The 22,433-nt window shown below is 40.1% G+C and carries 15 protein-coding genes; 9 read left to right on the forward strand and 6 right to left on the reverse strand.

Annotated features, from left to right (window positions below; all coding sequences use genetic code 11):
* The first annotated feature begins 27 nt into the window (after positions 1-27).
* Positions 28-1,068 carry a LacI family DNA-binding transcriptional regulator gene (locus R3X28_RS04170; RefSeq protein WP_317662635.1) on the forward strand — a complete coding sequence of 347 codons (1,041 nt, stop codon included), beginning with the start codon at positions 28-30 and terminating at the stop codon, positions 1,066-1,068.
* 21 nt (positions 1,069-1,089) lie between these two features.
* Here the strand turns inward: R3X28_RS04170 and R3X28_RS04175 are convergent, their stop codons facing one another.
* From R3X28_RS04175 to R3X28_RS04200, 6 genes are all read right to left on the reverse strand, one after another.
* Positions 1,090-2,946, reverse strand: coding sequence for a glycoside hydrolase family 13 protein (locus tag R3X28_RS04175; protein ID WP_317662637.1), 1,857 nt, complete (start codon positions 2,944-2,946; stop codon positions 1,090-1,092).
* 48 nt (positions 2,947-2,994) lie between these two features.
* Positions 2,995-3,699: a hypothetical protein gene (locus R3X28_RS04180; protein WP_317662639.1), complete on the reverse strand. Its 705-nt coding sequence runs from the start codon at positions 3,697-3,699 to the stop codon at positions 2,995-2,997.
* Positions 3,696-7,046, reverse strand: a complete 3,351-nt coding sequence (locus tag R3X28_RS04185) for an alpha-amylase family glycosyl hydrolase (protein WP_317662641.1) — start codon at positions 7,044-7,046, stop codon at positions 3,696-3,698. Before R3X28_RS04185 ends, R3X28_RS04180 begins: the two co-directional genes overlap by 4 nt.
* Positions 7,047-7,155: 109 nt before the next feature.
* The gene (locus tag R3X28_RS04190) at positions 7,156-8,664 is read right to left on the reverse strand and encodes a SusE domain-containing protein (protein ID WP_317662643.1); all 1,509 of its coding nucleotides are present in this window, start codon (positions 8,662-8,664) and stop codon (positions 7,156-7,158) included.
* A 23-nt stretch (positions 8,665-8,687) separates the two neighbouring features.
* Entirely contained in the window at positions 8,688-10,211 is a 1,524-nt protein-coding gene (locus tag R3X28_RS04195; protein ID WP_317662645.1) for a RagB/SusD family nutrient uptake outer membrane protein, read from the reverse strand.
* A gap of 11 nt (positions 10,212-10,222) precedes the next feature.
* A complete protein-coding gene (locus R3X28_RS04200; protein ID WP_317662648.1) occupies positions 10,223-13,255 on the reverse strand; it encodes a SusC/RagA family TonB-linked outer membrane protein in 3,033 nt (1,010 codons plus the stop codon).
* Positions 13,256-13,486: 231 nt separating this feature from the next.
* On the opposite strand from R3X28_RS04200, the gene R3X28_RS04205 reads away from it, so the two are divergent.
* The 8 genes from R3X28_RS04205 (at position 13,487) to R3X28_RS04240 (ending at position 22,418) form a co-directional block, all read left to right on the forward strand.
* Positions 13,487-14,527 carry a LacI family DNA-binding transcriptional regulator gene (locus R3X28_RS04205; RefSeq protein WP_154362944.1) on the forward strand — a complete coding sequence of 347 codons (1,041 nt, stop codon included), beginning with the start codon at positions 13,487-13,489 and terminating at the stop codon, positions 14,525-14,527.
* A 221-nt stretch (positions 14,528-14,748) separates the two neighbouring features.
* Entirely contained in the window at positions 14,749-15,408 is a 660-nt protein-coding gene (gene pgmB, locus R3X28_RS04210) for a beta-phosphoglucomutase (RefSeq protein WP_282053555.1), read from the forward strand.
* The gene (locus tag R3X28_RS04215; RefSeq protein WP_317662652.1) at positions 15,405-17,714 is read left to right on the forward strand and encodes a glycoside hydrolase family 65 protein; all 2,310 of its coding nucleotides are present in this window, start codon (positions 15,405-15,407) and stop codon (positions 17,712-17,714) included. The genes pgmB and R3X28_RS04215 overlap by 4 nt, the downstream gene beginning before the upstream one ends.
* A complete protein-coding gene (locus R3X28_RS04220; protein ID WP_317662654.1) occupies positions 17,715-19,586 on the forward strand; it encodes an alpha-amylase family glycosyl hydrolase in 1,872 nt (623 codons plus the stop codon). It begins immediately after the preceding gene.
* Positions 19,587-19,674: 88 nt separating this feature from the next.
* Positions 19,675-20,427, forward strand: coding sequence for a glycerophosphodiester phosphodiesterase (locus R3X28_RS04225; RefSeq protein WP_317662656.1), 753 nt, complete (start codon positions 19,675-19,677; stop codon positions 20,425-20,427).
* Entirely contained in the window at positions 20,427-21,716 is a 1,290-nt protein-coding gene (locus R3X28_RS04230; protein WP_317662658.1) for an NAD(P)/FAD-dependent oxidoreductase, read from the forward strand. Before R3X28_RS04225 ends, R3X28_RS04230 begins: the two co-directional genes overlap by 1 nt.
* A gap of 158 nt (positions 21,717-21,874) precedes the next feature.
* Positions 21,875-22,135, forward strand: a complete 261-nt coding sequence (locus R3X28_RS04235) for a type II toxin-antitoxin system ParD family antitoxin (RefSeq protein ID WP_317662660.1) — start codon at positions 21,875-21,877, stop codon at positions 22,133-22,135.
* A complete protein-coding gene (locus R3X28_RS04240) occupies positions 22,128-22,418 on the forward strand; it encodes a type II toxin-antitoxin system RelE/ParE family toxin (RefSeq protein ID WP_317662662.1) in 291 nt (96 codons plus the stop codon). The genes R3X28_RS04235 and R3X28_RS04240 overlap by 8 nt, the downstream gene beginning before the upstream one ends.
* The last annotated feature ends 15 nt before the right edge of the window (positions 22,419-22,433 follow it).

The raw sequence follows: 22,433 nt of genomic DNA on the forward strand, positions 1-22,433 counted from the left end.
GGTAAAACTTAAATTAAGCACCACATCATGAAAACTAAGATTACATTAAAACACATTGCCCGGGAGTTGGAGGTTTCTATCTCAACAGTTTCAAAAGCTCTAAAAAACAGTAGTGAAATTAGCGCCGATACGATAGAAAAGGTGCAGGCATTCGCCAAACTTTATAATTATAGGCCGAACAATCTTGCGATAAGCCTTAAGAGTAGGCGTACCAATAATATAGGGGTGATCATACCCGATATTGTACATTATTTTTTTACTACGGTTTTCAGGGGTATTGAGCATTACTCCAAAGAAAGGGGATATAATGTTATTGCCTGCGTTTCGGATGAGTCCCTTGAAAAGGAAGTCATAAATATGGAGCTTTTGGCAAATGGCAGTGTTGATGGTTTTATTATGGCCTTATCGGCAGAAACACAAAAAAAGAACCATTTTAATCATTTAAGTCAAGTGAGGGATTATGGGATTCCGTTCGTTCTTTTTGATCGCGTTACCGATGAGATAGAATGTGACAAAGTTTTGATCAATGATCAAGAAGCGGCTTTTTTGGCAGTGAAAAAGTTCATTGAAAATGGTAGAAAAAAAATAGCCTTGATTACTACTGAAGATTATTTCAGTGTTAGTAAGGGTCGAGAATCAGGATATAGACAGGCACTGGAAACTTTCGGGTTGCCCGTTGATGAAAAATTAATTTTAAGATTACCATTTACCGATTTGGATAATGGTAAGGTAGACGAATTTTTTAACACTCATGGGATTGATGCGGTTATTTGTGTAAATGAGATTTTCGCTGTCCATTGCATGAACCTAGTGCAACAAAAAGGGGTTAAGGTGCCTGAAGAAATGGAATTCATCGGATTTACGGATGGCATTCTGTCCAAATATGCCAAACCTGGTCTTACTTCAATGGCACAGCACGGATTTCAGATGGGACAAGTTGCTGCAAAAATGCTAATTCATCGAATAGAAAACACACAGGATGAAGAGGAGGAACCATACCGTACAGAGATTATTAAGTCTACGATTATAGAACGGGAGTCCACCATAAATGGAATTACCGTTCTATAATCAAACTCTTGGCTGAATATTTTATTCGATCTCAATAATCAATGAACCCATTGCTTTTACCGATATTTTTTTTGCCGCTGTGAATTCCTTACCGGATAATATATCCTTTCCAGTCAATTGGTCGCCAAGAATTTCTTTGTATGGTTTAAGTTCCAGTTCCATGTCTTTGGTATTCTTATTCAGGACGACCATGATTTTTTCTTTGTTGTTATAACGGAACATGACATAGATTTCATCCTGATTTTTCGGAGCAAAGTGCATTAATTTGCCATGATGTACCAAAGTTGAATTCTTTCTCCAGTTCATCAGTTTTTTTACGAACTCTTGGGCTTCTTTCTCCTTAGCCGATAGGCCTTTTCCAGTAAAGGCATTTATCTTGTCGTTTTTCCATCCCCCTGGAAAATCAGATCGAATGATTCCATGATCCTCTGTTCCTGGGTTTTTCATTAATATTTCAGTTCCGTAGTAAATTTGGGGTATACCACGAACCGTAGCGATGTAAGTCAAAGCGAGTTTGTATTTATCAAAATCTTCGTTCAATTGGGTGTAGATCCTGCTCATATCATGATTGTCAGGGAAAATTACCAGATTATTGGGGTCGGGGTATAAATAATCCTGTCCTAGGGTTTCATAAAGATCGGTCCATGAGGATGCCCAGGTTTTCTCTTTGTTCAACGAAGTGACCAAGGCATTTTGCAATGGAAAATCCATAAGACTTTTTAAATATGACGTATATCCATTTTTGTTTTCCTTTCCCTTTTGCCAATACGAGACAATGGTTGGTCGCGTTACCCATTCTTCGCCAACGATATTAAAATTGGGGTATTCATCCATCACCGCTTTGGTCCAATCACTCATAAAATACATATCGGGATAGGGATAGGTGTCCATTCGAATACCGGAAATACCAGAATACTCAATCCACCATAGGGTGTTTTGTATCAGGTATTTGGCCATGGATTCGTTGCGTTGGTTCAAATCGGGCATGCTAGGTACGAACCACCCGTCGAAGAATTGCTTGTAGTCTATTTTTGAGGCATAGGGATCCAGGATCACTGTTTTTTTGTGGTTGGTCTCGGTATATTCGGGCCATTGGTTGATCCAATCCTCTGATGGTAGGTCTTGCATCCACCAATGGTCTAATCCACAATGGTTGGCAATCATATCCATAATGACCTTCATGCCTTTGTCGCTGGCTTCCTTACACAATGATTTAAATGATTCATTACTGCCATACCTTGGATCTACTTTGTAAAAATCGGTGGTGGAATAACCATGGTAACTATAGGTATGCATGTCGTTTTCCAGAATTGGATTGATCCAAATAGCAGTAAAACCTAGGTCTTTGATGTAGTCCAAACTATTTACGATGCCTTGTACATCACCGCCATGTCTTCCTCCCTTAAAGGTTCTATCCGCTTTTTCCTTGAGTCCGTCGACAGTATCGTTACCAGTATCACCATTTACAAATCTATCAGGTGTGATCAGGTAAATAGCATCTGAGGTATTGAAACCTGCCACTCTTTTGCTTTCCGGGTCTCTTTTCAATAATGGGTAGGAGTGAATAACGGGTTCGGTTCCATTTTTAGTGAAACGGAGAGTAAGGTTTCCAGGTAGCGTACGCTCATCGATTTTCAAATCTATAAACAGGTAATTTTCGTTCGGGACTTGTTTGATCTGTTTTAAGGTTACCCCTTCGTAGGTATCCAGGGAAACGGAATAGGAAGCGATATCCTGTCCGTAGACCATTAATTCTACCTCATTGTATTGCATTCCAATCCACCAGTTGGGTGGCTCAACGCGATTTATAGGTTGCTGCCCGTAGCTCGTTGAACTTTGTAGAAGAACTATTGTTAGTATAAATAGAATCCTTTTCATTTGGTCCGATTTTAACTGATTTGATGATGTATTGAATATTTTAAACCTTTAATTCACCTTAAATTGGAAAATTTCAGAGGTTGATGTATTTCCGGCCGTGTCATTCGTTACTACTTTCCAATAGTATACTTTTCCGGACACGGCATTAAAAGCAATGCCGTTCGAGGAGGTATTCCCCAATAAGGTGGTTGGTGGATTACTTTCATCAATGTAAATGTCATAAGAAACAATATCGTTATCCACATCACTTCCAGTCCAACTTAAAGTTGTATTCCCTGCGTTGATGCTGGCTCCCATTGTAGGGAACTCCACATCTGCTGGGAATGGGGCGTAATTCTCTACGGCCGGTCCTGCGTTATAGAATTTCCAAAGGTCACTTTCCGCAGTATCATCCGTATCGTTGGCTTTGGAGGTTACTGTCCAAGAATAAGGCGTTCCCCTGAGTAGGATAATTTCCAGTTCATTGGTGCTTGCATTCAATGTCTGCGAAGTATTGGTATCCAAATTCCGGAGATTTACGATATAGGAATCCGTATGGTCGGAAGGATTCCATAAGAAGGTAACACTGCTTTCGGTGTCCGATATATTGGTACCTTCCAGGCATTCGGTATTGTTTTCGGGAAACACCAATGTTGCCGCATCAGGGGGTGTTATTATCACGGGGTCCGGATTGTCATCATCCCCACCTCCTCCGCAGGAAATCAAAATGCCAAAGAGTAGTATTGAAAGAGTATATTTTACGGTTTTCATCATTTTACGATTTTGTAGTGATAGGTTTTTTGGGCTGTATGTATTTTTAAAACAAACAATCCGTTAGGAATGTTCGATACATTAATTTGTACCTGACCATTGTTGACATAATGATCCGATATGGAAATCTGTCTGCCCGAAAGTGTATAGATTTCAACGTTTACAGAAGGGTCGCTAATAGTTCCAAGTTCTAAATACAACAGACTATCTTTTACAGGGTTCGGATATACCGAAATTTCACTCGCCAAAACAATGGTTTCCTCATAGTACCCCTGGCAATCCTTATCTGTAGAAACACTTATGGTGTTGGTTTGTGCTTCCAGATTCAGGGTAATTTCGTTTTGGGTCGTAGTAAAAACTTCACCGTTCAGGTTTATGGTATAGATCTTACCTCCTTTTAAGCTAAGTGAAACCTTACCAGTACTTGTATCTACCTTAGAACTTACCGAAAGGTCCTCAGGTTCTGTGATGGTGAGGTCATAACATTGTTCATAATCGGTTTGCCCTTCAATGGTGATGCATACCGTATAATTGCCCGCGGAAAGTCCGGAAAATTCCGTTTCCGATGTAAATGCATTTGTGGCATCTGTAGTGCCGGAAAGGGTTGCCGAATAATTGTAATTTTCCACAGCGGAAATTGAAATGCTGCCATTGTTGCTAGAGCGACATGTTTCACTGCCGGATTTAACCGAGAAATTGGAAGTTGGTAAAGAGAATATCTCACAACCATTTACATCTACCGTGGCCCCAAAAGGCGTATTGGCACAAAGGTCATCGGTATTGGGAACACCATCGGCATCCAAATCGTTGGGGTTAATTAACGCGAGACTGGGATTATCCGCAAAAACAATGAATTCCCCAGGTTGAAGCGCAATAGTACTGGTAGTATTGGTTACTTCCAAGGGCTCATTATTATTCAATAGATTATACCAAGTTCCCGTTTCTTGAAAATCGGGAACGATCTCTTGAGATGTAACACCAAAATTCCCGACTATGGTAACGTAATTGATTTCATCACCTGTAGCGGTGTTGTCTGTTAGGTGAATCGTTTTAAGTCCGGTTGCGGCGTCCAGATTCAAAGAAAAGTCCGTAGTCGCAAAAATGGACTCTTCCAGTTTTAATTTAATCAGATCCTTCCAAGTTTCATAGATGGCAAAGCGGTCGGGTTCAGTGGCATATTCCCAAAGAATGGGTTTGTTACCTGTTCTTCCACCTTCATCAATAGATATGTCATAACCTAATTCCCCGAATTGCCATATCATTTTTGGTCCGGGAACGGTAAAAAAGAAAGCTCCCGCGGTCTGCATTCTACCCAAGGCAGTACTTTCATCAGTAACATCATAGGAACCCTCGGAATTACCATAAAGTAGGTTTTTGTACATAAGACGTTCCTCATCATGACTTTCCATATAGGATACGGCGGAAGGTTGGTCAAAACCTTTTGAAATGTAGGAAACATTCGAAAAATCAGATTTGCTACTGTCATTGTAACCCATGGTAGCCTCGTTGTAGGGGTCGGACATTTTATTCCATAAAAGGATGCCCTTACCTTCATCAACCCTATAATTGGCCCATTGTTCTTCTTCCTCAATTTGTCCCAGATGTTCAAAAATCACATAAAAATCCTCATCCGAAGCCCATTGGTTATCCGCATAGCCCTTTAAAACTTCTACGCGATCTGCCTGTGGGCTATTGGTACAACTATCGTCCGATGAAGTACAGTTTTGGGTAAAGCCCTTGGTAAGGTCCCAGCGCATTCCATCGATTTGAAATTCCTCTATCCAATAGGTTACTGTTCGGTTTACATAATCTTTTGTAGCCTGTTGTTGATGGTTGAAATCATTGAAAACACTATAGGAATGGGTGGCAGTGGCGTTAAAGAATGGGTTGTCATCACTTGCTTGCCCGCCTGTGCCGCCATTATCGGTGTTCCACATACGGTAATACGGATTTTGGCCAGATGCATGGTTGTAAACCACGTCCAGGATCACGGCTATACCTCGGGAATGGCATTCGTCTATAAATGATTTTAGGGCATCTTTGGTGCCGTAATATTTATCCAATGCCATATGGAATGACGGATTGTAGCCCCAACTCTCATTGCCATCAAATTCACTCACCGGCATAAGTTCAATGGCATTTATACCCAATGCTTCCAAATAGTCCAATCTGTTTTTTACCGCATCAAAAGAATGAAGTTCATCAAAATCACGGATCAATATCTCATAAACCACCAAATCTTCCTTTGCAGGTGGGTCAAAGTCAGTAGTCTGCCAAGTATAGTCAGTTTCGCCAGTATGCAAAACGGTAATCGCATGTGACTGTCCAGCCGGGTAGGAAGGAAGGTCTGGATAGGTGGTGTCATCGATGTAATCATCATTGCCATACCCGTCCAAAATCAAAGTGGAGTACGGATCGGCAATATTGATGTCAAATTCCAGAAGATATTGATAGAGATGATCATAATCGGGGGTGAGCCCAGTCAGTTCAATCCAAAAACGATTTTGGGAGGCATCTTTTTTCATTAGGTAGTTGTCATCGATCTCCCAATTGTTGAAATCGCCTATTACATGTACGAATTCCTTTCCTGGGGCGTATAATACCAAGGTAGCTTTGGTAGGGTCGGTGTCATCAAAATTGATGCCGTCCAAAAGTCCATCGGGAACAGCTTCTTCCGTCACGGTCGGACTAACAGCCAATGTAAAGGTTTCCATTAAGGTTTCCGTACCATTGGAAACTTCCAATTCAAAAATTGTAGTGGTGTTTACGGTATAATCAAAGGAATATGAAGTAGCTGAAGTAACCGAATTATCGACTACGGTGTTATTTGCTGAAAGTACAAAGCTCGAATTTGTTGAAGCAGTTGCTTCAATAGAATAGGAAGTGCCTAAAGTAACTATGGTCGTGTTTTGGGCAGGTGATGTGAGTACCAATTGGTAACCTCCGACATCATAGGTTTGGTCTTGTGTTTTTTTATCCCCTGTACCGTCCTTGGCCTTTACGAGCATTCCAATTTGTGAAATGCCGGTGGTACCATAGAAAGTGGAAGGCGTCATGGTGTAACTATAGGTGCCATTACCATTATCCGTCATTTTTTGGGTTTCATCGGAACTTGTCCATGAACCATTGGTTGGGGAATCTGCTTGAATGCCATCACTATCTTCATACCAAGCCCATAAATAAACATCAGATACACTCCATGCCGTAAGGTCTAAGCCAGAAACCGTGATGGTTATTTCATCGTTTTCGGTAAACGTTGTGGGTGTTGTGGAAAAAACACCATTTTGAACTTGGCCGAAACCAAAATTCAGAAAAAGCGTGAACAGAACTAATAGTAATAATTTTTTCATGTTTTTCAGTTAATGATTCAAATAGTGTTAAGCCCAATCTATATCGTACCTAGAAAAAGGTAAAAAGGGCTGTATAGAACAGCCCTTTTAAATAGGAAATTATATTACCCTATCGTAGTAAAATGATTTTATTTACTGTGTCAACAGATAAGTAGTATGTTCCAGGTGTGCCAATGAATCGGAAATTATTATCACCGTCTAAAGCATCTTCAAAGTTTGAATCAATTGTATATCCTTCTCCAATATAAAATGGGAAATTTTGACCTGAATCCCAATCTTCTTTTGTTAGGAAAAAACGGAAAGCGTCGTTAATTAAGTTAATACTTGCACTGTAAACACCATCTACACAAATAAATTCGATTGGCGTATCCCAGCCCCAACCGGCATCAACTGCTCCTGCACCTACAACCCATACTGAATCACAGTTAGGTTCTTCTGCACGTGGAATGCCTAAGGTAATTGTTTTGTTTATTGTGTCAACGGTCAATAAATACTTACCAGGAGTGCCATTAAACTTGAAGTTATTATCGCCATCCACGGCATCTTCAAGTAATGGATCGATTGTATATCCTTCTGCCAAGTAATAAGGGTAGTTTTGCCCAGAATCCCAATCTCCTTCTGTTAAGAAAAAGCGGAATGCATCATTTGTTAGGTTAATGTTCATTGAGTACACGCTGTCAGTACATAAAAACTCGATAGGTGTATCCCAGCCCCATCCTGCGTCAACGGCACCTGCACCAACTACATAAATAGATGGGCAGTTAGGTTCTTCAGCTTCTGGAGGGCTTAATTTAATGGTTTTGTTAATTGTATCTACGGTTAGAGAATATTTACCGGGTGTACCAATAAATTTGAAGTTGTTATCACCATCTAGAGCATCTTCGAAATTAGAATCTATGGAATAGCCTTCATCAACATAAAATGGGAAATTTTGACCTGAATCCCAATCACCTTCCGTTAGGAAAAATCGGAAAGCATCATTGGTTAAATTTATATTGGTTTTGTATACATTATCAGTACAAAGAAATTCAATTGGGCTATCCCAACCCCAACCTGCGTCAGTGGCGCCAGCGCCCACAACCCAGATTGAAGGACAGTTAGGACCTTCATTACTGGTTTCCTCCAATATTGAAATATTCAAGGTCATGACCTCCGAATAAGTATCAACGGCATCTACACCTTCACCTGAACCAGCAAAGGCCCTAGCCCTAAAGTATACCTGTCCGCTATCCCCAGCTTCCATGCCCAAAAGAGTTGCAAGAGCACTTAAATCGGACACTTTTACTTCTGCATTGGTTACACTTAAGGTTCCTGAATCATATTCTGTTGTAGAATCATAGGCATCGAACGTGCTATCGACAGATCCTTGTAATTGGTAGTTGATTTCAGTCTGTACACCAAAATCAACTTCATTCCAGACGAACCTTTCAGCTACATTATCCATAGTGCCCGAAGATATCAAATATTCATCTGCTGCGGAAAAAGAGAAAGCAGCATCTTCTGAAGCTTGTGATAGTGTAAATTTAGGAACTACATCATCATTGTCACAGGAGCTAATAAGCCATGCCGCTAATATAAAGGGCAGAATTTTAAAGAAGTTTTTTATAATAGTTTTCATAGTATGTACTGTTTTGTTATTTTTTAGAAACCAGGATTTTGATTTAAGTTAGGGTTTGCTTCCAATGCCGATAATGGTATTGGGAACAGGTTGTAATAATCGGGGATGGAAGTTCCCTGTGCCGTATTTCCTTTCCATGGCCAGATGTAAGAACTACCGGTGAATTTTCCAAATCGGATAAGATCGGTCCTTCGTTGTCCTTCCAAATTTAACTCCCTAGCGCGTTCATCAAGAATAAAATCTAGGGTTAATTTGGACAATCCAATGGTATTGGCATTAGAGCGCTGTCTAATTTCATTTACATAGTTCAATGCCTGTGAAGCATCTCCACCGGCAGCACCGCGCAATACACATTCGGCATATATCAAATAAGCATCGGCCAATCTATAAAATGGAAAATCGGTACTTGAAAAAGTAGTCGCAGGAAGTGTTGTTGAAAATCCTGAATTGCGAAATTTTACCGAAGGATAACCGTCTGTCCATGCTTTGTAGTCGGCCATTTCATAGTTGTGTCCTTCCGTCCAGAAAAGTTCGCCCCTATCGTCATTATCCTCGTATAACCCATACCATGCTTTGGTGGCCCTATGGCCAGACCAGCCTTCCGCGGCTCCAAAGTTTATAATAGGCATTGTTTCCGAGCCCATACTGCCATTTACGATATAGGTAGTGTTCCCATAACTCTGACTGGTTTCGGAATCTGCAATTAAAGTGAAAATAATTTCAGATGAAGAGTCGTTATCCCCTGAAAAATTGCTTACAAAATCTGGGGCTAAGGTATAACCGCCTTCATCGATTACCTTTTTAATAAAGGTCAAAGCCTCAGAGTATCTATCTTCCCCTATATAAACTTCGGCATTAAGATATAGTTTTGCTAATAACATTTGAACGGCGGCTTTGTTGGCCCGGCCATATGATTTAGTGTTAGATATCAGTGCTTCAGCCTCTAGTAGGTCATTTTCGACGAAAGTGAAAAGCTCTGCTCTGGTAGCTTCAGGTAAAGGGGCGGAAACCCCGATTTCATTTTCAGTCACCAAAACACCTTTACCGAAAGTATCAATGAGATAATAATAGGCGAGTCCTCGTAAAAATTTCACTTCCCCGACTACTTGATCTTGGCCATCTATGCTTACCGAATTTAAAATAGACAATAGGTTGTTAGCTTGTGGTATGGTATAATAGATTCGATTATACATGTATCCGAAAAACTTATTGTTTTCATCCCAGTCGGAAGTAGTGGTCAATTGATCCAAGCCATCATCCCCCCAACGGTTTTTCATGCCATCAGCAGTAAAATCCTGTAGATTGATGATTCCTCTTAAGAATGGGGATTCCCCAGTGTCACCACTAATGTCACCACTACTGGGACCATCAGGTCCAGAGAGGGCAAACGATGCATATAAACGGGATAAAATTCCTGAAACGGCATCGGGATCATTAGCTAATAAGTCGTCCAACGACTGTTCTACCAAAGGTTCTGTGTTCAAATCATCAGTACACCCTTGAACGCTTGCTAGTATGCAAAAAAGAATTAATATTATTTTCTTCATAGTGATTTATATTAAAAGTCTACGCTTAAACCAAGGGTGAATGACCGTGGTCTAGGATAAAAATTGTTATCTATTGCATTAAAGTTCTCAGGGTCTTGACCACTGTAGTTGGTAATGATAAACGGATTGTTTACAGCACCGTAGACCCGCATTGAAGTGTTTTTCAAGATGTCGTCCAAACGATAGCCCAATACGATATTCTCGCATCTAAGGAATGTTGCGTCTTCCAGAAAATAATCTGAAAAAGGAATGTTACCCTGTATGTCGACGAAATTATAATCGGCTGCGCCAGAATAAAAGTCCAAAACGTTGCTCAGGCTGTTTGAGTTGTTTGGTACTGCCTTGTCGATCCATCCTGAAGTAAGTCTTCTGGAATTATAGACTTGTCCTCCGATTTGGCCCCTAAAACTGGTACTAAAATCGAACTTGTTATAATTGAAGTTAAAACCGAAACCAAAGGTCCAGTTAGGTCTTAATGATTTAAAATAACGGTCATCGTTATCGGTTATGCCATCGCCATTAAAATCCGCAAAGGCACCGTGGATAGGATTACCCGCAGTATCATACAATTGTCTGAATACCCAAGCGGAATATGGTTGGTAGCCCACAGTGTGGTACCCTATGTTAACCCCTGTACCTGTGGGGATTCCTGAGCCATCAGCAGAAATCCGGCTAACATCTTGAAGATCGGTTACTTCGGCCCTACTATAAGATACGTTAGAATAAAACTCCAGATTCGTACTTTCATTGCTTAAAAGGGTAGCGTTTAAGATTACCTCAAAACCTTTACTTTCCGTTTCCCCAACATTTTTAACAAATGAATCCGTTAGTCCTTGGCCTGGCGCTACCGGTACTTTTGCAAGTAGGTCAGAAGTTTCCCTATAGAAAACATCGAAAGAGCCATTGATCAATCGGTTTGCGAAAAGTCCAAAATCTATCCCGGCGTTATAAGTGGTGGTTTTTTCCCAGGTTAAGTCTTCATTAAAAGGTTTGGCTGAATAAAGTGCAACCCCTTGGAGGTATTGTCCGGTACTGGAACCAGCTTCAAATAATGGTACCGAAGGATAAAAGCCTACAGCACCTGTAATATCCTGTTGGCCTGTTTTACCCCAGCCTAATCGCAATTTAAGGTCATTGATTACTTGGGAATCTTTTAAGAAGTCCTCTTCGTTCACTTTCCAGGCCAAAGCCGCTGCAGGAAAGTACCCCCATCTATTGTCCTTGCTGAACAAGGAAGAACCATCGGCCCTAAAGGAAACCGTCACCAAATATTTATCAAATAAGTTTAGATTGGTCCTGCCAAAGAAAGATTGTAAGTTGAGCTCGTTAAAATAGCGGTTGTTCGGGTTTTGTGCATCGATTTGTAATTCACGTATCCCCGTTTCGTCATTGTAGCGATATTCTTCTTTGTTACCATCATTCCTGAAATTTTGATAGGAATAGCCTCCCTGCACATCAAAATTGGTCAAGAACCCTTCTTCATAGCGTTTTGCATAAACCAAATAAGCATCCATTGTCTGGTTGGTTATACTTTGGTTTTCCCTGTAGTTGACCCCAGGATTGAAAACATAATTGGTGTTAATGTCATTGTTCGATGAGTCGAATTTATAGGTCGCCAAGGAATTATCGGAAAAAGACTCCTCAATATCCGCTGTTGAAGCTTCAAGACCTAAGTTAAGGACAGCCCTTAATTCTGGTAAGAAGTGCATCTTATAATCGAATTCAACGTTTCCAAGGATTTTCTGTACTTTTTCTGGTCGTGTTCTTTGTAATAACAGCGCTAGCGGATTCCATTGACCATCAAGTAATAATCGCGTGGGATTATCCACATCATCCAAAATGGTGTTTTGGTAAAAACCTCCAAAGCGGTTGTCGGGGGAATTATCGTAAATAGGTTTTGTGGGATCCATGTTGACAGCACCTCCCAAGGCACCACCTTCATCAACTGCATTTTTTTCTGAACTGATACCTTTTGCGTTGATATCGATCTTCAAATGATCATCGAAGAATGTAGGTGTAAATTTAACCGAGGCGGTATACCGCTCATAATCATTGGTTTTTACCAAACCTTCGGTGTTGTTATAGCCAAAGGAAAATCTAGTAGGCACTTTATTAAAAAGGTTGGCCCTAGCGCTAAAGTTGTGGTCCGATGATACTGCGGCCCTATAAATGGCATCTTGCCAGTCTGTATTAGCAGTTCCCAATAAGCCGGAATATGTAGGGTGATACTCATTAATGAACTTGGTGTATGTTGGTCCGTCCATTAAATCGATCTTACTACTTACCGTACTAATACTCGTATTTGTTGAAAAATTGAACTTTGGACCACCCGAAGTTCCTTTTTTGGTGGTAATGATGATAACCCCGTTGGATGCCCTTGAACCATAAATGGCAGCTGCTGATGCATCCTTGAGGATGGAAAAGCTGTCAACGTCATTTGGGTTGATCAAGGAAAATGGGTTATTGACCCCTGCCGGATTGGTGTTGTCTATAGGTACTCCGTCAATTACAATAAGCGGACTATTGTTCGCACTAAGCGAAGCACCACCCCTTATTCTAATGTTCGGCGCTGCATCGGGTGCACCACCTGAACTGGTAATTCGCACACCGGCAGCTTTACCGGTTAAAAGTTGATCGGTACTTACAATGGCACCTTTGTTAAAATCTTCAGAGGTTACTGCAGTTAACGAGCCAGTAGCATCTTTAACTGTGGTTGTACCATACCCAATAACCACAACTTCATCCAATTGCGCCCTGTCCTCTTCCATTACAATGTCTAGATTAGGACCTGTAACTGGAATATCCAAGGTTTTGTATCCGATGTAGGAGAACTGCAATACCGCATCATCGTCTACGGTAAGGGTGTAATATCCATCAAAATCGGTCGTAGTTCCTGTAGATGTACCTACGACTACTATACTGACACCGGGCAAGGGACCTCCAGTTGCCTGATCGGTCACATTACCTGTCACGGTGGTCTGTGCAAAAATCCCTATGGGAATCATGAACACGGCCAGTAAAAGGCACTGTTTGATTTTTTTCATAGAACGTTTCTTAAATTAGTTTTAATTAGATTTGAATTATAATTTTACTCCTCATCTACGAAATTATGTAAATTTTATGTTAATTATCACTCAGGCCAATGTTTACGGGCTATTACAACGTTTTCGGGTTGATAACTTTTCGTTTATTTTTAAGGTATTGATAAAAGAGGGTACTTTTAAAGATCATTTGTTTATTTTAACCGTTATTTTTTTAACAAACCCATATTCCATATGAAGCCGAAAATGACCCTGAAGAGAATTGCCAAAGAATTAGGAGTGTCAATTTCGACGGTTTCCAAAGCACTGCATGACAATAAAGAAATAAGTCAGGATAATCGGGATAAAATCCAGGCTTTTGCTAAATTCTATAACTATCGTCCCAATAACATCGCCCTTAGTCTAAAGAACAAAAAGACAAAGACGATTGGGTTGATCATTCCTGAAATAGTGCATAACTTTTTTGCTAAGGTTATCAGCGGTATCGAGCATGTGGCCAAATTAAAAGGGTATAATGTTCTTATAGCCGTTACTAACGAGTCCTTTGATAAAGAAGTTATTAATATGGAGTTGTTGGTTCATAGTAATATTGATGGTTTCATAATGTCCTTGTCAAAGGAAACCTTGTTAAATCAGGATAAGCACCATCTACAGGAAACCATTAACCAAGGAATCCCCATTGTTATGTTCGACCGGGTTCTCAATGATATCGATTGTGACAAGGTTATTGTTGATGATTTAAAAGGGGCCAAGATGGCAACCCAAAAGCTTATTGATACGGGCTGCAAGAAAATCCTTTTATTGACTACAGAGGACTTTATCAATATAGGAAAGCTGAGGACACAAGGGTATTTAGAGGTTCTGAAAGAGAATAACATAACGCCGGACCCAGACATTATCTATCGAGTAAGTGATATGGGAAATCTAGAACGAAAACAAGAAGCCATTGAGGAGGATATCAATAAAATATTCGACAGGGTCAGTGATATAGACGGAATTTTTGCCGTTAACGAGATTTATGCCATAACAGCGTTGAATGTTGCACGGCAAAGAGGACTTCGGGTGCCAGAAGATTTGTCCGTAGTCAGTTTTTCAGACGGAATCCTTTCACAACATTCACGGCCAAGCCTTACTACCATTAGCCAGCACGGATTTAAGATCGGGGAAGTGGCCGCTTCCTTATTGATAGATAGGTTAAGTCATGAGGATGAAGAGAAGGAATATGAGACTAAAATCGTAAAAACAGAGCTCATTGAAAGAGATTCAACAAGATAAGGTGTTGAAAATCAAAAAAAACTTTATATTTTTGACCCAATCAAAACTTAATTTTACTTCTCAACTATAAGTTTTGAATAGACTTTTGGTAATTTTAATGGGTTCGTTATTAGGCCATTAAATTTAAAATTCCCGTTACTTTATTCAATGTAAGGACATTTTGTGCATTTCGTATGTATATTATGAAACACTTATGTCTATTTCAGTTCAAAAAAAATATCATGAAGAAAAAAGGATTCATTTTCGATTTGGACGGTGTTATCGTAGATACCGCGAAATACCATTACTTGGCTTGGAAGAAACTTGCCAATGAACTTGGCTTTGAATTTACAGAAGAACAAAACGAGATGTTCAAAGGGGTAAGCCGTAAAAGGTGTTTGGAAATCCTTTTGGACATAGGGGGCATCGAGGCTACGCAAAAAGAGTTCGATACTTGGATGATAGAGAAAAACGAGGATTATCTTGAATACATTGAAAAGATGGATGCTTCCGAGATTTTACCCGATGTACCTAAGGTTTTGGAATATCTTAAGGCCAAAAAAGTACCTATAGCATTGGGCTCTGCAAGTAAGAATGCCAAGCCAATTTTGGAAAAGGTCGGTTTATTGCCTTATTTTGATTATATCGTTGATGGCAATAGCGTTAGCAAAGCCAAACCAGATCCCGAGGTTTTTCTGATAGCCGCAGATAAATTAGGGGTCATGCCCAAAGACTGTTTTGTCTTTGAAGATGCCGTTGCGGGTATCCAGGCAGCCAATAATGCGGAAATGACCAGTATTGGAATTGGTGACTCCGATATTTTGGCCGAAGCCGATTATAATTTTAAGGATTTCACAGAAATCGATTTGGATTTTATAAAAAAATTATTGCAACTAAAATGAATCAAGAATATATAAAAGCGGACAATTGGTCAATAATCGAGGAAGGTTTTGATCAGGAAACTGTAAAATCCTCCGAAAGCCTTTTCAGTCTGGGCAATGGGGCAATGGGGCAACGTGCCAATTTCGAGGAAACCTATACGGGCCCTACCTTTCAAGGTAGTTATATTGCAGGGGTTTATTATCCTGATAAGACACGTGTTGGTTGGTGGAAAAATGGCTATCCCGAATATTTTGCCAAGGTTTTGAACGCTCCAAATTGGATTGGTATTGATGTGCTTATCAATAATGAACCTTTGGATCTGTTTACCTGTACTGCGGTAAAAGATTTTAGACGGGAATTGAACATGAAAGAAGGGTGGTACAAAAGGTCTTTTATAGCAACGCTGCCCAACAACGGGGCCAAGGTTCAAGTTGTGATAACCCGTTTTTTAAGCCTTGATATTGATGAGGTAGGAGCGATCAACTATAATGTTTCCCCATTGGATCAAGATGTTGAGGTTACTTTTGTTCCTTTTCTCGATAGTGGCATTACCAACGAGGACAGCAATTGGGACGATAAGTTTTGGAATACGACTGAAGTGCATTCCAAAGATAACCGAGCTTATATCCAAGCCCATACCATGAAGACGAATTTCAAGACCTGTACGTTTATGGCCTCGGAACTACTTCTAGATGGGAAAATATTGAATGTAGAACCCAATGCAAAACAGAAAGAGACATGGGTAGGGCATACTTATACCCAAAAGGTTAAGCAAGGTGGGGTCATAACACTACATAAGTTTGGGGGTTATACCGTATCAAGGAACCATAAAGCTGATGCGTTGGTCGAGGCTGCCAATTCGGTATTGGACCAAGTGTCGCAATTAGGGTTTAATGCGCTACTTGAAAAACAGAAAGAGGCTTGGGCCGCTATTTGGCAAATGAGCGATATTACCATTGAAGGTGATGAAAAAGCACAGCAGGGTATACGTTTCAATATATTTCAATTGAACCAAACCTATTTGGGTACCGATCCTAAACTGAATATTGGTCCAAAGGGATTTACGGGAGAAAAATACGGTGGAAGTACATATTGGGATACCGAAGCCTATTGTATTCCTTTTTATATGGCCACAAAGAACCAGAATGTTGCCAGGAATTTATTGAGATACCGATACGAGCACTTGGAAAAGGCCATAGAGAATGCCCAAAAATTAGGTTTCAATAATGGGGCGGCACTATACCCCATGGTTACCATGAACGGGGAAGAATGCCATAATGAATGGGAGATCACTTTTGAGGAAATACATAGAAACGGGGCCATTGCTTTTGCTATATACAATTATTATAGATATACCGGAGACTACTCTTATATTCCCGAAATGGGACTGGAAGTATTGATCGGTATCGCCCGTTTTTGGCATCAAAGGGCCAATTATTCCGAAGCCAAGAATAAATACGTTATACTTGGGGTAACAGGGCCGAACGAGTATGAGAATAACGTGAACAATAACTGGTATACGAATTATTTGGCCAAATGGTGCATTGAGTATACCGTTAAACAGCTACATAAAGTAAAAGATGGCTATCCTGATGATTACGAACGTATCGTTGGGCACACCCGCTTAACTTCGAATGAAATAGATAAATGGGAAGAGGTTGCCAAAGGCATGTATTTCCCTTATTCTGAAAAATATGGGGTTTACCTTCAGCAAGATGGTTTCTTGGACAAAGAACTTATAAAGGTTGATAAGTTGGATAAGATGGAAAGACCCATCAACCAGAAATGGAGCTGGGACCGTATCCTAAGATCTCCTTACATTAAACAGGCCGATGTATTGCAATGTTTCTATTTTTTTGAAGATCATTTTTCTCAGGAAATGCTTGAAAAACATTTTGATTTTTATGAGCCGTTTACGGTGCATGAATCATCACTTTCACCATGTGTGCATAGTATACAAGCGGCAAAATTAGATCGAATGGATCAGGCATATCAATTCTATCTAAGAACCTCAAGATTAGATCTTGATGATTATAATAAAGAGGTTGAGGAAGGTCTTCACATTACCTCTATGGCCGGCACATGGATGAGTATCGTTGAAGGTTTCGGTGGGCTAAGGATTATTGATGATAAATTATCATTCAACCCAAGAATACCCAACAAATGGAAATCATATTCTTTCAAGATCAACTTTAGGAATAGGATCATTAAGGTAGCCGTTTCGGCAAGCGGCACTAAATTTAAATTGGATGGGCATGAACAAATGTCAATACGATATAAAGGTAAAAGGTTGGAATTGAACCCTGGAGAGGAAATTTCTGCTTAAATGAGAAGTTCTAGGTTCTTTATTTATATTCTTATCCTACTTTTGACCCAAGCTTGTACAGTTAAAAAAGAAGACAAACCAATGGCATCTGAGAAAAAAGTAAGAAAAGAGGTTGTTTATCAGGTTTTTACACGACTCTTTGGCAATACGAACACCACCAATAAACCTTGGGGAACGATAGAAGAGAACGGAGTGGGTAAATTTTCCGATTTTTCGGAGAAGGCACTTACAGAAATCAAAGATCTTGGTGTAACCTATATTTGGTATACCGGGGTGCCGCACCATGATGTGATTACCGATTACAGTGCTTACGGAATTTCAAATGACGACCCTGACATTGTTAAAGGAAGGGCAGGTTCGCCTTATGCCGTTAAGGATTATTATAATGTAAATCCTGATTTGGCCGATGATCCCGCCAATAGATTGGCAGAGTTCAAGGCATTGGTTAAAAGGTCGCATGAGGCCGGACTTAAGGTGATCATAGATATTGTTCCGAACCACGTTGCCCGAAATTACGAAGGTAAATCTACCCCAGAGGGTTTAGAACCCTTTGGAGCATCGGATGATACAAGTGTGGAGTATAAGAGGAACAATAATTTTTATTACATTCCTTCAGAGGCTTTTAAGGTACCACAATGGGAAAACGGTTATTTACCTTTGGGAGGTGAAGCGCATCCATTGGCTGATGGGAAATTCGATGAGAACCCTGCTAAATGGACAGGCAATGGGTCAAGAATGGCCCAGCCAAATATAAATGACTGGTACGAGACCGTAAAGATCAATTATGGTGTACGACCCGATGGATCCTATGATTTTGATAGGCTTCCAGAAGATTTCGGTTCTAAGGATTATATGGCGCATTATGAATTTTGGGCCAATAAGGATGTACCTGGTTCATGGATTAAATTCAAGGATATTGCCCTGTATTGGTTGGCCATCGGGGTAGATGGTTTTCGATATGATATGGCCGAAATGGTACCGGTGGAGTTCTGGAGCTATATGAATTCCCATATAAAAATGAGCAATCCCGAAGCCTTTCTTTTGGCCGAAGTCTATAATCCGGATTTATATAGGGATTATATCTTTAAAGGGAAGATGGATTATCTCTATGATAAGGTAGAGATGTACGATTCTCTTAAACATATAATGCAAGGCCATGGTTGGACAGACCACATTCCCGTAGTAAAGAACAACCTGAAGGATATAGAGCATCATATGCTCCATTTTCTCGAAAACCATGATGAACAGCGTATTGCGAGTCCGGATTTTGCGGGTGATGCCAAAAAAGGAAAACCTGCGATGGTGGTTTCAGCGACCATAAGCACATCTCCTACCATGATCTATTTTGGACAAGAGGTTGGTGAACCTGGAAATGAAAATGCCGGATTTGGGCAACCTACCCGTACATCTATTTTTGACTATATAGGTGTACCGCATCATCAACGTTGGGTAAATGATAAAAAATTCGATGGCGGACAATTGTCCAATGATGAAAAGGAACTTCGTGAATTTTATAAATCCTTATTGAACTTCACCATTAACAGTGAGGCCTTAATGGGCAATTATGCCGATATACATTATTACAATAAGGACAATACCGAAAATTATAATCACCGGGTGCTCTCCTATGTGCGTTGGTCTTCAAGTGAGAAGTTGGTGGTGGTTTCCAATTTTGACGCCAATGAATCCTATTCATTCGAGCTGAAAATCCCAAAGGAGATCATTTCAATGTGGCTACTTAAAGAGGGTGTCTATACCACAAATGATCAACTGACTTCAGATTATGAGCCAAACCTCATTGTAGAGAACGGAGTTGGGAAAATTCAAATCGATATAGCACCTTTGGAATCCTTCATTTTGAAATTAAATTAAGGGCGGAAATAAATATTTTGGTCAGAAGATGTATCTTACATGTGCGGTTAATAAGTTTTCCGTACAGGTATTAATTCGATTTGATCAAATGAAAAATTTAACTTATTGTTTTCTACTACTGTCCTTAACATTGATTCTAAGTTGTAATATGGTTGATAAACCCTTGGTAATAGGTCATCGTGGCGCAATGGGCCATGAAACTGAAAATACATTGGCTTCTGTAAAGAAAGCCCTGGAACTAGGGGTTGATATGATAGAAATAGATGTGTTTAAAATAAAGAGCGGTGAGATTGTTGTATTCCATGATCAAACCGTAGATCGTTTGGCCAATGCAACAGGTAATATTGAGGATTTCGATATTTTATATGTTAAACAAATGGTTTTGGATGGTAATCATTCCATTCCATTGCTACAAGAGGTTATACAGGCACTCGATGATAATGTTAGGTTGAATATTGAGTTAAAGGGGGCTGGCACTTCGGATAGGGTCAATTTTATTGTGAATGCAATTATGAAAGAACGGGGATGGGATTTGGATAAATTCTTGATTTCCAGTTTCAATTGGGACGAATTGAAATCCATGAGAGAGCACAACAACGATATCCCCATTGCAGTTTTGACCGAGGATAATCCTTTGGATGCCATAGAAATAGCCCAAGAATTGAAGGCAGAGGCTATTAATCCGAATTTCAAGGATTTGGATGCGGAAACGGTCAAAAAAATCAAAGCTGAAGGATTTAAAATCTACACATGGACGGTCAATGAACCAGAGGATATTGATATGGTCGAGTCATACGGCGTAGAAGGAATTATTACGAATTACCCAGAGAGAATCAAGTAATGTTCGATGTAATTATAATAGGAGGTGGGGCATCGGGGTTTTATGCTGCCATTCATATTGCCGAAACAAATCCAAATATAAAAATTGCCATTTTAGAAAGGGGTAAAGATGTTCTTAAGAAGGTAGGTATATCCGGTGGCGGGCGTTGTAATGTCACCAATGGGGAAACCGACCCTATGGAACTAACGAAAAATTATCCCCGTGGCGCGAAAGAGTTATTAGGCCCATTTTATTCCCACGGTCCTGAGCAGACCATGCAGTTTTTCGAAAGTAGGGGGGTGCCCCTCAAAATAGAGGATGATGGCAGGGTTTTCCCGGAGTCCAATTCCTCCCAATCGATAATTGATTGTTTTCTTAAAGAAACGGATCGTTTGGGTATTCAGGTTTACAGACAAAGCTCGGTAAAGGCCATTGAACCCCTACAGGAAGGGGAAGCGAATGTAGGTTGGCAAGTTACTACTGTGAAAGCAAAGTATTCTTGCAAGAAATTATTGGTGGCTGCAGGGAGCAATCCTAAAATCTGGGAGATGTTAGAGGGCTTGGGGCATTCCATTGTGGCTCCTGTACCTTCGTTGTTTACTTTTAATATTGATGATGATCGTATTTCCGGAATACCCGGGGTAAGTACACCTGCCCATGTAGAGGTACTTCCAAAGCATTCATATAAACCTGAGATTTCGGTAAAGCTTAAAAGCAAACGAAACGGGAAATCACTTTTTAGTGCCGAAGGCCCTGTTCTTATAACACATTGGGGGTTAAGTGGCCCAGCTATTTTAAGGCTGTCCGCTTGGGGGGCTCTTCAACTGCACGAAAGTAAATACCGATTTCCGATTAAGGTGAATTGGCTCCCGGAATATCATAAATCTTCAGTATTGTCCTTTTTGCAAGAAGTAAAGGAGGTAGAAGGCAAAAAAACGGTATTACGCTCAAAGGTTTTTGATATTCCAAAAAGACTTTGGACCAATTTGGTAAAGGCATCCGATATTGCCAATGATGAAAAATGGGCAGAGGTCACCAAGGAAAAATTACAACAGCTTTCCGATCAATTGTCCAACAGTAGGTTTATGGTAGAGGGGAAGAGTACGTTCAAAGATGAATTTGTGACCGCTGGAGGGGTGGAATTAAAGGAAATCAATTTTAAGACCTATGAAAGTAGAATTTGTGACGGACTTTACTTTGCTGGCGAAATCATGAATGTGGATGCTATTACCGGTGGGTTCAATTTTCAAAATGCCTGGACCGGAGGATATCTTGCCGCAATGGCAATAACCGAAGCCTTGGGAAATTAGGATAGGATAGGACACATTCTCGGCGAAACAGAACCAATTTAAAAGTTTAAATAAACGATGCCTCAAACCTTTCTGACACAGTTCCTTTTGATATTTTTTATTAAAATATGCGCCAATAATATGTTGAAATGCGTATATTGTATGTAAATACTGTTATTATGGCAACAATCAGAAAATCATTAACTATAACTACTGCCCAGGAAGAGTGGATAAAATTTCAAATCGAGAATGGGGGTTTCGCCAACGATAGTGAATACATGCGACATCTAATAAGATTAGATGAGGAGCGCAATAGGGAGTTTCTAATCACCAAGGCAGCCATACAAGAAGGATATGAAAGTGGCGTGAGTTCTAGAATAAGGTCTGTTGATGAAATTGTTGAAGCTGCGAAAGTTCGTAAAAAGAACAGAAATGTCTAGCTATTATTTATCGTCGAAAGCAGATGACGATATTGATGATATAGTGGATTATACTTTAGAAACTTGGGGCGAATTACAGACACATGCCTATGTTACGGAGTTGTACCAATTTTTACAGACTCTGGCAGATAATCCCGATCTTGGTCGAGACGCTTCAGAATATGCAACTTTACTTAGAAGATACAACTATAAGGCACACACAATTTTTTACGAACCAACTAAAAAGGGCATATTCGTTGTTCGCATTTTAGGGCAAGTAAGGGATTTCAAAAGACATCTTTAACCGATATTAATCTGA

This window comes from Maribacter sp. TH_r10 (assembly GCF_033101095.1).
In the GTDB taxonomy this organism is placed as follows: Bacteria; Bacteroidota; Bacteroidia; order Flavobacteriales; family Flavobacteriaceae; genus Maribacter_A; species Maribacter_A luteus.

Coding starts and splice junctions, on each gene's coding strand:
- R3X28_RS04205 (WP_154362944.1), top strand. CDS start 13,487: ATGAAGCCGAAAATGACCCTGAAGAGAATTGCCAAAGAATTAGGAGTG.
- R3X28_RS04225 (WP_317662656.1), top strand. CDS start 19,675: ATGAAAAATTTAACTTATTGTTTTCTACTACTGTCCTTAACATTGATT.
- R3X28_RS04230 (WP_317662658.1), top strand. CDS start 20,427: ATGTTCGATGTAATTATAATAGGAGGTGGGGCATCGGGGTTTTATGCT.
- R3X28_RS04195 (WP_317662645.1), bottom strand. CDS start 10,211: ATGAAGAAAATAATATTAATTCTTTTTTGCATACTAGCAAGCGTTCAA.
- R3X28_RS04185 (WP_317662641.1), bottom strand. CDS start 7,046: ATGAAAAAATTATTACTATTAGTTCTGTTCACGCTTTTTCTGAATTTT.
- R3X28_RS04175 (WP_317662637.1), bottom strand. CDS start 2,946: ATGAAAAGGATTCTATTTATACTAACAATAGTTCTTCTACAAAGTTCA.
- R3X28_RS04180 (WP_317662639.1), bottom strand. CDS start 3,699: ATGATGAAAACCGTAAAATATACTCTTTCAATACTACTCTTTGGCATT.
- R3X28_RS04170 (WP_317662635.1), top strand. CDS start 28: ATGAAAACTAAGATTACATTAAAACACATTGCCCGGGAGTTGGAGGTT.
- R3X28_RS04215 (WP_317662652.1), top strand. CDS start 15,405: ATGAATCAAGAATATATAAAAGCGGACAATTGGTCAATAATCGAGGAA.
- R3X28_RS04240 (WP_317662662.1), top strand. CDS start 22,128: ATGTCTAGCTATTATTTATCGTCGAAAGCAGATGACGATATTGATGAT.
- R3X28_RS04220 (WP_317662654.1), top strand. CDS start 17,715: ATGAGAAGTTCTAGGTTCTTTATTTATATTCTTATCCTACTTTTGACC.
- R3X28_RS04200 (WP_317662648.1), bottom strand. CDS start 13,255: ATGAAAAAAATCAAACAGTGCCTTTTACTGGCCGTGTTCATGATTCCC.
- R3X28_RS04235 (WP_317662660.1), top strand. CDS start 21,875: ATGGCAACAATCAGAAAATCATTAACTATAACTACTGCCCAGGAAGAG.
- R3X28_RS04190 (WP_317662643.1), bottom strand. CDS start 8,664: ATGAAAACTATTATAAAAAACTTCTTTAAAATTCTGCCCTTTATATTA.
- pgmB (WP_282053555.1), top strand. CDS start 14,749: ATGAAGAAAAAAGGATTCATTTTCGATTTGGACGGTGTTATCGTAGAT.